Origin of the sequence: Pseudoduganella dura (genome assembly GCF_009727155.1) — a bacterium.
Taxonomy (GTDB): domain Bacteria; phylum Pseudomonadota; class Gammaproteobacteria; order Burkholderiales; family Burkholderiaceae_D; genus Rugamonas; species Rugamonas dura.
Window position 1 is genome coordinate 2,796,508 of sequence record NZ_WNWM01000002.1, and the last position, 11,472, is coordinate 2,807,979.

Below are 11,472 nucleotides of genomic sequence, written 5' to 3' on the forward strand. Positions count from 1 at the left end.
CCGATTTAATAAAATTACAACGCCGGGCAAAAAAAGGCTGGCAGGCATATTTGTTTTGCTACAATTGCCCACGCGTTTGATCCAGGCCCCCCTGGGCGGACGACATAATCATCTGTCCAAATTCATTGAAAGCGTTCCATGTCTGACGAAAACCTGCAACCCGTATTCCAAATCCAACGCGTCTACCTGAAAGACCTGTCGCTGGAACAGCCGAATTCCCCGGGCATCTTCCTGGAGCAGGAAGCCCCGTCGATCGAAGTGGCCCTGGATGTGGGCGCCGTTCCACTGCAGGAAGGCATCTTCGAATCCACGGTGACGATCACCGTGACCGCCAAGGTGAAGGACAAGGTTGCATTCCTGGTGGAAGGCAAGCAGGCAGGCATCTTTGAAGCGCGCAACATTCCAGCCGAACAGCTCGATCCGCTGCTGGGCATCGGTTGCCCGAATATCGTGTACCCGTACCTGCGCGCCAACATCGCCGACGTGATCACCCGCGCGGGCTTCCCGCCGGTACACCTGGCCGAGATCAACTTCGAAGTGTTCTACCAGCAGCGCCTGCAGGCCATCGCCGAACAGCAAGGCAAGCTGGCCGAAGGCACCAGCACCGTTCAGTAATCCGGCTGAACAGAAGCGGCCCGGTGTTTCACCAGGCCCGCTTCGCTCCCATATCAAAGGCCCGTTGTGGCCTTTGATCATTTTGGACGAAAGTTTTTAGCAATGAGTATTACCCGCTTGATAATGGGCGCCATCGTGTTACTGGCGAGCGGCGCCGGCTGGGCTGCCGATTTCAAGACGGTTGGCGCGGCGCCCGCCGTGCTGTACGACGCGCCTTCCACGAAGGGCGTCAAGCTGTTCACCGTGCCGCGCGGCGCGCCGCTGGAAATCGTGCTTACCTATGGCGACTGGGTCAAGGTGCGCGACGTGTCCGGCGACCTGGCCTGGACGCCGGCGCGCGGGCTGTCGAGCCGCCGCAATGTCATCGCCCGTGCGCCGAACGTGAAAATCCGCGCGGCCGAGGACGATGCGTCCGCCGTGGTGTTCACGGTCGACAAGGGCGTGCTGCTGGAGCTGGGGGAACCCGGCGCGAACGGCTGGATCAAGGTGCGTCACCGCGACGGCCTGGCCGGCTACGTGCGCGGCAGCGATATTTGGGGTTATTGACATGCAAGACAATCCAACGAGCCGGCGCCGCATCACCGTCCTGGGCGCCGGCGCCTGGGGCACGGCCGTCGCCATCGCCGTCGCCGCCCGGCACGATGTCGTGCTGTGGGGCCGTAACGCGCAAGCCATGGCGGACATCGCCGAGGCCCGCGACAACACGCACTACCTGCCCGGCTTTCCCTTCCCCCCCGCCCTGCGCGTGAGCGCCGATTTCGATGAAGCGGTCGCTCACGCGCAACGCGACGCCGACGGCAACGACGGCCTGCTGATCGCGGCCACGCCGGTGGCCGGCCTGCGCCCGCTGCTGCACAGCCTGAAGGGCCGCCCGATCCCCAACCTGGTCTGGCTGTGCAAGGGTTTCGAATATGACACCGGGCTGCTGCCGCACCAGATCTTCCGCGAAGTGCTGGGCGACGCTATTCCCGGCGGCGCGCTGTCCGGTCCGTCGTTCGCGCAGGAAGTGGCGCGCGGCCTGCCGTGCGCGCTGACCATCGCCTCCACGTCGGCCGCGCTGCGCGACTGCGTGGTGGCCACGGTGCATGGCGGCACGATGCGCGTGTACTCGAGCGACGACCTGATCGGCGTGGAAGTCGGCGGCGCCGTGAAAAACGTGATGGCGATCGCCACCGGCTGCGCCGACGGCCTGGGCCTGGGCCTGAATGCCCGTGCCGCGCTGATCACCCGCGGGCTGGCCGAGGTGACCCGCCTGGGCACGACGCTGGGCGGCAACATCGAAACCTTCATGGGCCTGACCGGCATGGGCGACCTGATCCTCACGTGCACGGGCGACCTGTCGCGCAACCGCCGCGTGGGCCTCGGCCTGGCGCAAGGCAAGGCGCTGGAGACGATCGTGGCCGAACTGGGCCACGTGGCCGAGGGCGTACCCTGCGCCAAGGCCGTGCGCGAACTGGCCGCCCGGCTCGGTGTCGACATGCCGCTCACCAATGGTGTTGCGTCGATGCTGTTCGACGGCGTGAAACCGGAAGTGCTGGTGGCCCGGATGCTGGCCCGCGATCCCCGCGATGAGACACTCGCGCCCGCTTCCAAGTAAGGTTTGATCCAATCGAAGTCGTGCGCTGAAAGGCATCGATAGACTTGACGGGTACGCTTGCCCGTTCGCTATCCATGCCCACTCTTCCATCTTCCAGGCGCGCCAACTTTTCGGCGCGCAGCCTGATTGCCTTCCTCTGTGTGGGCGGCGCTTCCACGGCCGCGCACTACGTGGCGATGCTGCTGCTGATGCGCGCCGGCCTGCCCGTGGCAACCGCTTCCGGCACCGGCTTCGCGCTCGGCGCGCTGCTGAACTACCTGCTCAACGAACAGCTCACCTTTCAAAGCGATGAACAGCGCCGTGTCACCGCGCCCCGCTTCGCGGTCGCGGCCGCCACCGGCCTGCTGCTGAATCATTTCTTGCTGACGACGCTGATCCGCGCCGGCCTGCCCACCCTGCCCGCACAACTGCTGACCACCATGGGAGTGATCGTATGGAACTACTGCATCCATGGCGCCTGGACTTTTCGACGCCGCCGGAACTGAAGCAGGATCTCAAACCCGTGCCTGTCGTCAGCCTCGTGCTGCCGTGCTTCAACGAGCAGGAAGTGCTGCCCGAAACCACGCGGCGGCTGATTGCGCTGCTGGCCCGGCTCGAGGCCGAGGGCCGCGCGGCGCCGGGCAGCGCGATCTACTACGTGGACGACGGCAGCAGCGATGGCACCTGGCGCCTCGTCGCGGAGTACGCGGCGGTATTTCCGACGGTGTGCGGCATCAAGCTGAGCCGCAATCGCGGCCACCAGAACGCGCTGCTGTGCGGCCTGATGACAGCGCCGGGCGACGTGCTCGTGAGCCTCGATGCCGACCTGCAGGACGACCTCGAAGCGATTCCCCGGATGCTCGACGGCTACCGCGCCGGCAATGAAATCGTCTATGCGGTGCGGCGCTGCCGCGATGCGGACAGCTTCTTCAAGCGTGTCACGGCCGAAGGCTATTACAGGCTGCTGGCCTTCCTCGGCGTGCAGGTGCTGTTCAACCATGCCGATTTCCGCCTGATGAGCCGCCGCGCCATCGAGAGCCTGCGCGGCTACGAGGAAACCCACCTGTTCCTGCGCGGCCTGGTTCCGCAGCTGGGATACCGCACGTCCGTGGTGGAATTCGAGCGGGCCGCGCGCTTCGCCGGCGAATCGAAATACCCGCTGCGCAAGATGCTGTCGCTGGCGTGGCAGGGCGTGACGTCGTTTACGGCCTATCCGCTGCGGCTGATCACCGGCGCCGGCGCGCTGGTCTCGCTGGGCAGCCTGCTGCTGTCGGCATGGGCGCTCGGTATCCGGCTGTTCACGGACGATGCCGTGCCGGGCTGGGCATCGGTCGTGATCCCGATGTACCTGCTTGGCGGCGTGCAGCTGCTGAGCCTGGGGATCATCGGCGAATACCTGGCCAAGGTCTACGAATCGACGAAGAAGCGGCCACGCTTCCATGTCGAGACCGTGTGCGGCAACGGCTTCGGCAAGGATTCGTCGTGAACCGGCGGCGTCCGGCGCTGGCAACCGTGCTGGTGACCAGGGTGCCGGCGGCCCTGTCGGCATGTTCGATCGCCGTGTATTTCGCCTGCAGCGAAGGGATCGGCAATCATCTCGCGATGCTGTGGCACGCCGCTCGCGCGATCGCGGAGCACCTGCTGTGATCGCGCTGTCCGGTTTGCTGCTGTACCTGCTGCTGTGCGGCTGGATGGCGACCCTCGCCGCGCGGCGCTTTCGCGCCGAGCGCTGCCTGGTGACGGCCGCGGTATTCTCCGGCGCGTTCATTCTCCCGTTTCACGTGCTGGGCGTGTTCGAGCTGTCGACCGGGGTTCGCGCTGCCACGACGGCCAACGCGGCGCTGCTGCTGGTGGCCGGGGCACTGGCGTTGCGGCTGGTTCCTCACGCCCGGGTTTCCATTCCCGCTTCGTTCGAGCGCCATGGATGGGTGCCATCCCTGACGCTGGCCGTCTTTGCGCTGGGCGCGCTGCTGCTGGCCTTCGGCCGGCCGCAAGGCTACGAGGTGATGGCCTACCACCTGCCGTTGTCCGTCAACCTGCTGCAGACGCACTCGCTGATGGCATGGGATGGCAACTTCCCCCATACCTTCCCGGCCAATGCGAGCGTGCTGTGGGCGGTGCTGCTCGAGGCGTTGCCGGAACGGCTCGTTTCGGCAGCCAATCTGGTGCTGCTGGTGCCGCTGGTGCTGGCCGTGCATGCGCTGTGCCGGCTGGCGGAGGCCGACCGCAAGGCCTCGTGGTATGCCTGCTGCGGCATGCTGGGCGTGCCGATGATCGCGTTCTCGTCGGCGGAACTGGGAGCCGACATCGGCGGCATCGCCTTCGCCACGCTGGCCATGGCCTTCGTGCTGTCGCCGCTGCGCCCGGCGGTGGCGATGACGCTGGCCGGACTGTGCATGGGCCTGGCGATCGGGTTCAAGAGCCTGCACCTGATCACCGCCGTGGCCGTGGGGCTCGTGGCCTGCGCGCGCGACGGCGCTCCACGAGCTGGCGGACTGGATCGCGGATTGCAAGTTCACGGCTTGCAAGCTCACGACATGCAGGCGCGATTATGGAATGCGGCCCTGTTTGGCGGGGTGGCATTGCTGGCTGGAGGCTTCTGGATGCTGCGCAACGCCGTCATGCTCGGCAATCCGCTGCATCCGGTCGGCGTCCCGCTGGTCGGCGCATGGTTCGGCTGGCTGCCGTCGGCCGATTTCGACACGTCGCTGCGCCGCACGACGGAACTGGAATGGGTCGACCACGCCTGGCAATGGCTCTTCTACCCGTGGATGGAATCCCAGCGCTACGGCCAGAACTTCAAGCACAGCTCGGGCCTGGGCGCTTTCATCGCAGCCGCCATTCCCGGCACCGCGATGGCGCTGGGCGCTGCCGTGATCCGCGATGGCCTGAAGGCGCATCGCGTGCGGGCCGCGCTGCTGTCCGCCGTGCTGTTCATCGTGGCCGCGTGGTGGTTGCTGGGCGACCGGCAGCCCCGCTATGTGCTGGCCGCGCTGCCGCTGGCGATGCCGCTGCTGGCATGGGCGGTCACGCAGGCCGCCGGCGGGTGGCGGCGCGTATTCGACATGGGCCTGGCGGTCTGCATCGTGGCGATGCTGGGCGTGTTCCTGTCGCGGCAGGCATTGCAGTTCGGCGACCGGATCCTGCTGTCGCGGCAGACGTCGCGCGCGGCGTTCTACGAATACCCGGCCATGGTGGACAATTTGCCGGCGGGTGCCGCGATTCTCAATCTCGCGGACCGCAGCTGGCACTATCCGCTGGCCGGCGCGGCGTTGTCGAACCGCGTGATCAGCATGCCGGAAGGCCGGCGCATGCTGGCCCTGCCGCCCAGCCTGACCGCGCCGCGCGAGGTGCGCCTGCGCGCGGCCTCGCTGCGCGCCGCGGGCGTAACGCACGTGTTCGCGGCGGGCGCCAGGCTGACGCACGACGCCTGCGTGCAACTGGAAGAAGCCGCGCGGCTGGACCGCAACCCCGTCAACGGCGAGCCGCTCGGCAGTGCGCGCGTGCTGTACGCGGTACGCTACCTGTGCAGATAGGGGAGCATTCCGGATTTTGCCCCGTTGCCGGCACCGCGCCTGTGCCGATACTGCGTCAGTTCTTCAGCAGGATCGTCAGCAGCGCCACCGAATCGGCCGCCGCCGCCAGCGCATGCGGCGTGCCGCCCGCCAGGTACAGCATCTCGCCGCCATGCAGCGTGGCCGTGCGGCCGTGCGCATCGACCGTGATTTCGCCGGACAGGCATTGCAGCGTGATTTCCCCCTTCACCGCATGTTCGGGCATGGTTTTCCCGGCGGGCAGTACGAGGCGGATCAGTTCGAGATCATCCGTCTTGGCCAGTGCGATCGACGAAAACTGCGCGCCATCTTCATCGCCGCGCTGCAATGCGAAGACCTGACCGGAGGAAGCGTGTTGTAAGGCCATGGGCACTCCTGGGTTGAACGTTGTGCTCATCTTATCAAACGGGCGCGCATTGCCGCGCTGCATTGAAATGCGCGCCCCGTTTCATTCACCATCCTCACGCACCATCCTCACGCACCCCCCTCACGCGCCGGGCGGCTGCGCCAATGTCCGCGCGTCCTCTTTCAGGGCGCCGCAGGAAATCAGCGCTTCGATATCGTTTTTCCGGCCGTACAGCGAGTCCGTCGACGATTTCGCCAGCACCCGGCGCCAGTGCGCTTCCTCGGCCGCATCGGATTGCGGGCCAGGCTCGGGCGTGGCATCCCTGGTGGACGCATGCTTGGCCGACGACTGCGTGAACGGCCATGGCGTCGGCGTGCCGGCATACGCGGTACGCGCCATGAGCAATTGCTCCATGCGCCCGGCGGCCGCCTTCATCTCCTCCGGCGCCGGCGCGTTGCGGGCATGCAGTTGCAGGATGGTTCTCGCTGTTTCCAGTTCCGGCACGATGAAGTCCTTCAGCAGGAAGTAGTAGCGCACCTGTGCCGCAGCGGCTTCCGCACCGGCTTTCCTTGCCGAGGCGGCGCGCGCCTGCGGCGCCCCTTGCCCGCAGGCGTTCTTCATCGCTTGCACCACTTCGTTATCGAAAGCATGGGTCACCGACGTCACCGCGACCGCTTCGCGCACATCCTCGTTGAAGATCACGAGTGTGCGGGAAAGCTCGGCCTGCAGACCCTGGTCGAAACCGGCGCGTTGCTTGTCGACCTTTTTCGTGAGCGCGGAGAGCTGCTTCGTCGCGGGGTCGCGGCAGCTGCTGATCAGTTCATGGGTGAACGTGAAGGTACCCTGCCCCAGCACAGCCTGGCATTCCTTGTAGGTGTTGCCGAGATCGTCCAGGCTCTTGACGATATCGTCGACATTGGCCGACGCGCTCTGCGGCCTGGTTTTCGACGCATCGATCGCGTTCTTGCCAAGAAACAGCGACCCGGCGCCGCCTGCGACGATCAGCAGGAGGGCGGCAGCCAGGGCCAGCTTGCGCCCGCCGGACGAGGCGCCTTCGTGGCCATAGAACGCCGTACGCACCTTCTCGTGCTGCCCGATGTGTCCGCTGATCGTTTGCCAGCCCCACACCGCCACCGATGACTGGCCCGTCGCCCGCCGGCTGGCCGTGAGCTCCGCCGCGTAAGCCGCCGTGGCGGCATCGTCGGGCGCCGTGGTCAGCAGGATGAATTCGGCCACCGGATGGGGGAAACCGGCCAGTTCCGACAAGGCGGTATCGATGTCCGTTCTGGTCAGGACCTGGCCGAAATGCTCGGTGCGGCCTTCGCAGCGCACGGCGACCACTTTGCCGTCCGGCAGCTTCGCCCACGCGTCCACGCCATCCTTGCGCTGGCCGGCACTGCCCCATCGGCGAAAACGCGTTTGATACACCGCGGACAACAGGTCCAGGGACAGGCGTTCGAAATCCTGCCAGCTGGAGGAACGGGGGTAATCGGTTGAAGCAGGAGATGTCATGGGAAACCCGGGCGTGTCGACTTGGACGGTGGCAAATTCTAAGTGCAAGCCGGGGCAAGCATCAATCGAACAGGCGCTATCAGGTGACAGCGCCATAAAAAAAGCGGCCCTCGGGCCGCCAAAGCGAGATCGGGCAAGGCGGTCCTTGATGCCGCCAGGCCCGGGGACTTCTCGAAAGGTCAGAAACGGTACATGACCGAGGCTTCCCACGTGCGGCCGAACAGCGGGCGGGCGTTGATCGGGCCGCTGCCGCCGGTGGTCAGGCGCGAGTTGCCTTCGGTGAGGCCCAGTTCGTTGGACAGGTTGCTGCCGTTGACGCGGAACTCGATCTTTTCGCCCAGCCGGTACACGGCGCCCAGGTCGAACGTCTTGTATGACGGCAGGTATTGCAGGTTGGCCTGGTCGGCCCAGCGGTCGCCGATGTACGTGTAGGTCCCGTATACCCGCAGTTCGTTGTCGCCCATCGGGATGCGGTACGACGGCGTGAAGCGCCCCTGCAGCTTCGGTTGCCGCTGCACGCGCTTGCCGGCCGTGAGCGGGTTGTCCTTGTATTCCGAATCCTGCCAGTTGCCCGTCAGCGTCAGCGTCAGGTCGCGGACCGGGCGCACGGCCAGTTCGAATTCCACGCCCTGCCCTTTCGATCCGCTGACGGAGTTGAGGATCGTGCCGTCGGCCAGGATCTGCTGGAACGCGATGCCGTCGAAATCGGTGCGGAAGTAATTCACGTAGGCGCTGTACAGCGGCGAGGCCGTCTTGAAGCCCACCTCGAACTGCTCCACGGTGGGCGTGGGCAGCAGGCCGCGATCGTCGACCTTGGCCTGCGTGCCGGCGTTGCGCAGGTCGTCGAAGGCGATAAAGGTATGGCCGCGGTTGGCCCGGGCAAACACGCTGGCATCGCGCGACAGCTTGAAGTTGCCGCCGATCGTGAACGAGTTGGCCGAATCGGTGCGGTTCAGCGCGGTGTTCGCGCTGGTGGGCATCGACGTGCCGTTGTTGTACACGGTCAGCGGGTTGTTGTCCGTGTCGCCGGTGGTCAGGCCCGATACCGTGGCATCGAGCTTTTGCCGCTCGCGGCGGATGCCGCCGTCGACCTTGATGCGGTCGTTGATCTTCCATTCGTTGGCGATGAACAGCGCCGTGTTGCTGCCGTCGTAGGAGGCCACCGGCGCGTAGTTGACCGGGCCTTCCTTGCCGCCGTTCGACACGATGACGCCGTTATTGAGCCGCACGTCGATCAGCCGGGCATTCGGCACGGCCGTCATCAGGTGGCTGTTGCCAAGGTACCAGACGTCGTCCGACGAGTAATTGGCGAAGTAGCCGCCGATCGTCACGGTGTTGTCTTTCATCCACTCGCGGCTGACGCGCAGCTCGTTGGTGGCCGATTGCAGCTGCTTCTCGACGGCCCACAGGCCGGCCTGCACCACTTGCTGCGTGTCGGCGACGGGGGTGCCGTCCAGGTATGTAGCGGTGGCGGCGGTGGCGGTGCTGCCGTCCACGGCGTTGCGATACGTGGACAGCGCACCGGCGTTGTAGGCCGCCATCGTCAGCGGGTTGTTCCCCGTGAACATGGCGATCGTGTTCAGGTCGCCATCGAAGTAATTGAACTTGTTCGACACGTTCCAGCCACCGATCGTTTGCGCGAAGTCGATGCCGAACACGGTCGATTTCAGCCCGCGGCCATCGCCCAGGTCATAGTTCAGCGTGCGGCCGGGGCCCGCCTCCACCGTGAAGCGGCGCATTTCGCCGCTCATCAGGGTGCCGGTCAGCGGATCGAAGCCGGGGAATTCCGAGATGGTGCGGCCTTCGTTCGACGAAATCAGCGGCACGCCCGTGTAGAAGGCGTTCTTGTCGTCGGTGCGGCGGGCGTAGAACGTGATTTCACCGTTGTCGAGCTTGCGGGTCAGCGTGGCGGTCAGCTGCGTGCCCTTGTCCGCCGGGAAGCCGGCATCGCGCACGCCGTTGGTATTGCGGTAGAAACCGCCGATGGTGCCATACCAGTTGTCGGCGATCTTGCCGCCGTAGAACACGTCGACCCGGCGCAGCTCGCCGGTGCCGGTCGAGAAGCGGATCGAGCCTTCCGGCGTATCGGTCCCTTTCTTCAGGATGAAGTTCATGGTGGCGCCGGGCTGCCCGTTCGAGAAGATCGTGCTGGGCCCGCCGCGCAGCACTTCGACGCGTTCGATGGTGTCATCGAGCCGGAACGCCGACGAGCCTTCGAAGAACGACAGCGTGGGCACCGGGTAGATCGGGTTGCCCATCATCTGCACGGACACGAATGGCGAATCCGAGCCGGACGGGAAGCCGCGCACCTCGATGTTGGCGCCCGACTGCCCGCCGGTGGCTTCCGCATACACGCCCGGCACCAGTTTCAGGATGTCGGCCGTGCTGCTCGGGGCGGCCTGCCGGAGCTGCTCCTCCGTGGCGGTGGTGATCGAAAACGCCGAATCGAGCTTGCGCACGCCGCCGGTGGCGACACCGGTCACCACCACCTGCTGCAGCTCGGCCTGCACGGCGGCGCCGCCTTCCTGGGCACCGCCGCCGGATGCACCGGAAACCTCTTGCGCCGCGGGCGCCGGGGTGACCGCATCCTGCGGCGTGGCGGCACGCGCCTGGCTGGTCAGGGCGAGGATGGCAAGGGATATCGAGGACAGCAGGAACCTGTTGTTCATGGCAATTTTACTTTCATTTGTGAATTGTCGTCTCCGGACAATGCGCCGTGATAGCGCCGCCGCTGGTCTGTGTGACAACATTGAAACGCACAAATGACATCGATGTCAATCTAAATGCTATCGATGTCATTTCGCGTGACAACAGTGTTGGATCTGTCATAATGCCCCCAACTTTTTTCAGGACACACGATGGCTGCCGCGAAACCCGACGCTGGATTGACGATGGAAGACCTGGCCCAGCTGGCGGGCGTTTCCAAGATCACCGTGTCGCGCGCGCTGCGTAACAGTCCTCTCGTGACGGACGCCACCCGCGACAAGGTGCGCCGCGTGGCCGAGGAACAGGGCTATCGCTTCAATGTGAGCGCTCGCAACCTGCGGATGGGCCGTTCGTACTCGGTGGCGGTTGTGGTGGAAATGACACCCGCGAAGGGCCGGCCGATGTCCGATCCGTATCCGCTGGAACTGCTGGGCGGCATCACGCAGGAGCTGACCACGGCCGGCTACAGCGTGGTACTGACCTCGAAACAGTTGCTGGACACGGCCCCGGTGCGCGGCGCGGACGGTCTGATTTTGCTGGGCCAGGGTTCGCACGGCGAAGCCGTGACGGCGCTGAAGAAGGCCGGCCTGCCGCTGGTGGTCTGGGGCGCGCCGGAACCGGAGTCCGGCACGGTGGTGGTCGGCAGCGACAACCGCAAGGGCGGCATCAGCGCGGCCCACCGCTTTCTCGAACTGGGCCGCAAGAAGCTGGTGTTCCTGGGCGACGTGGACCATGCCGAGGTACAGGAGCGCTGCGCGGGCTTCATCGGCGCGATCGGCAACCAGGGCAGCGTGCACATCATGCGCCCCAAGGCGTTCACGTTCGAAGCCGGGTTCGACTGCATCTCGGCACTGCTGAAGAAGAAAAGCCACGGCTTCGACGGCGTGTTCGCCGCCAGCGACCTGCTGGCCATGGGCGCGATCCGCGCGCTGGCCGAGAAAAACCTGCACGTGCCGGAAATCGTCTCCGTCATCGGCTACGACGATACGCCCGGCGCCGCCAGCTTCGTACCGCCCCTGACATCGGTCCACCAGTACCTGCGCGACGGCGGCGTGCTGCTGGCGAAAAAAATGCTGGACCTGATCAACGGCCAGCCCGTCTCGTCCGAAATGCTGTCCACCACGCTGATGGTGCGGCAGACCTGAATTTCCATGAATGGCTTC

11 protein-coding genes are annotated in these 11,472 nt (G+C 65.8%); 8 read left to right on the forward strand and 3 right to left on the reverse strand.

Going from position 1 to position 11,472, the window contains the following annotated elements; genetic code table 11:
• Positions 1–138: 138 nt before the first annotated feature.
• The 7 genes from secB (at position 139) to GJV26_RS12245 (ending at position 5,727) form a co-directional block, all read left to right on the forward strand.
• Positions 139–615 carry a protein-export chaperone SecB gene (gene secB, locus GJV26_RS12215; protein ID WP_155709048.1) on the forward strand — a complete coding sequence of 159 codons (477 nt, stop codon included), beginning with the start codon at positions 139–141 and terminating at the stop codon, positions 613–615.
• Between the two features lie 102 nt (positions 616–717).
• Entirely contained in the window at positions 718–1,161 is a 444-nt protein-coding gene (locus GJV26_RS12220; RefSeq protein ID WP_155709049.1) for an SH3 domain-containing protein, read from the forward strand.
• A gap of 1 nt (position 1,162) precedes the next feature.
• Positions 1,163–2,212: an NAD(P)H-dependent glycerol-3-phosphate dehydrogenase gene (locus GJV26_RS12225; protein ID WP_155709050.1), complete on the forward strand. Its 1,050-nt coding sequence runs from the start codon at positions 1,163–1,165 to the stop codon at positions 2,210–2,212.
• Positions 2,213–2,286: 74 nt separating this feature from the next.
• Positions 2,287–2,697, forward strand: coding sequence for a GtrA family protein (locus GJV26_RS12230; protein WP_155709051.1), 411 nt, complete (start codon positions 2,287–2,289; stop codon positions 2,695–2,697).
• Positions 2,646–3,677 (forward strand): glycosyltransferase family 2 protein, encoded by a 1,032-nt coding sequence (locus tag GJV26_RS12235; RefSeq protein ID WP_155709052.1) that lies wholly within the window; start codon positions 2,646–2,648, stop codon positions 3,675–3,677. The genes GJV26_RS12230 and GJV26_RS12235 overlap by 52 nt, the downstream gene beginning before the upstream one ends.
• The gene (locus tag GJV26_RS12240; RefSeq protein ID WP_155709053.1) at positions 3,674–3,838 is read left to right on the forward strand and encodes a hypothetical protein; all 165 of its coding nucleotides are present in this window, start codon (positions 3,674–3,676) and stop codon (positions 3,836–3,838) included. The genes GJV26_RS12235 and GJV26_RS12240 overlap by 4 nt, the downstream gene beginning before the upstream one ends.
• Positions 3,835–5,727, forward strand: coding sequence for a hypothetical protein (locus GJV26_RS12245; protein ID WP_155709054.1), 1,893 nt, complete (start codon positions 3,835–3,837; stop codon positions 5,725–5,727). Before GJV26_RS12240 ends, GJV26_RS12245 begins: the two co-directional genes overlap by 4 nt.
• 55 nt (positions 5,728–5,782) lie before the next feature.
• Here the strand turns inward: GJV26_RS12245 and GJV26_RS12250 are convergent, their stop codons facing one another.
• The 3 genes from GJV26_RS12250 to GJV26_RS12260 form a co-directional block, all read right to left on the reverse strand.
• Positions 5,783–6,112 carry a cupin domain-containing protein gene (locus tag GJV26_RS12250; RefSeq protein ID WP_155709055.1) on the reverse strand — a complete coding sequence of 110 codons (330 nt, stop codon included), beginning with the start codon at positions 6,110–6,112 and terminating at the stop codon, positions 5,783–5,785.
• Between the two features lie 120 nt (positions 6,113–6,232).
• On the reverse strand, positions 6,233–7,603 hold the full coding sequence (locus GJV26_RS12255) for a hypothetical protein (RefSeq protein WP_155709056.1): 1,371 nt from the start codon (positions 7,601–7,603) through the stop codon (positions 6,233–6,235).
• A gap of 179 nt (positions 7,604–7,782) precedes the next feature.
• Positions 7,783–10,272: a TonB-dependent receptor gene (locus tag GJV26_RS12260; protein WP_173346191.1), complete on the reverse strand. Its 2,490-nt coding sequence runs from the start codon at positions 10,270–10,272 to the stop codon at positions 7,783–7,785.
• 189 nt (positions 10,273–10,461) lie between these two features.
• Here GJV26_RS12260 and GJV26_RS12265 point away from each other — a divergent pair, with 189 nt between their 5' ends.
• Positions 10,462–11,454 (forward strand): LacI family DNA-binding transcriptional regulator, encoded by a 993-nt coding sequence (locus tag GJV26_RS12265; protein ID WP_155709058.1) that lies wholly within the window; start codon positions 10,462–10,464, stop codon positions 11,452–11,454.
• Positions 11,455–11,472 lie beyond the last annotated feature (18 nt).

Coding starts and splice junctions, on each gene's coding strand:
- secB (WP_155709048.1), top strand. CDS start 139: ATGTCTGACGAAAACCTGCAACCCGTATTCCAAATCCAACGCGTCTAC.
- GJV26_RS12220 (WP_155709049.1), top strand. CDS start 718: ATGAGTATTACCCGCTTGATAATGGGCGCCATCGTGTTACTGGCGAGC.
- GJV26_RS12225 (WP_155709050.1), top strand. CDS start 1,163: ATGCAAGACAATCCAACGAGCCGGCGCCGCATCACCGTCCTGGGCGCC.
- GJV26_RS12230 (WP_155709051.1), top strand. CDS start 2,287: ATGCCCACTCTTCCATCTTCCAGGCGCGCCAACTTTTCGGCGCGCAGC.
- GJV26_RS12235 (WP_155709052.1), top strand. CDS start 2,646: ATGGAACTACTGCATCCATGGCGCCTGGACTTTTCGACGCCGCCGGAA.
- GJV26_RS12250 (WP_155709055.1), bottom strand. CDS start 6,112: ATGGCCTTACAACACGCTTCCTCCGGTCAGGTCTTCGCATTGCAGCGC.
- GJV26_RS12255 (WP_155709056.1), bottom strand. CDS start 7,603: ATGACATCTCCTGCTTCAACCGATTACCCCCGTTCCTCCAGCTGGCAG.
- GJV26_RS12260 (WP_173346191.1), bottom strand. CDS start 10,272: ATGAACAACAGGTTCCTGCTGTCCTCGATATCCCTTGCCATCCTCGCC.
- GJV26_RS12265 (WP_155709058.1), top strand. CDS start 10,462: ATGGCTGCCGCGAAACCCGACGCTGGATTGACGATGGAAGACCTGGCC.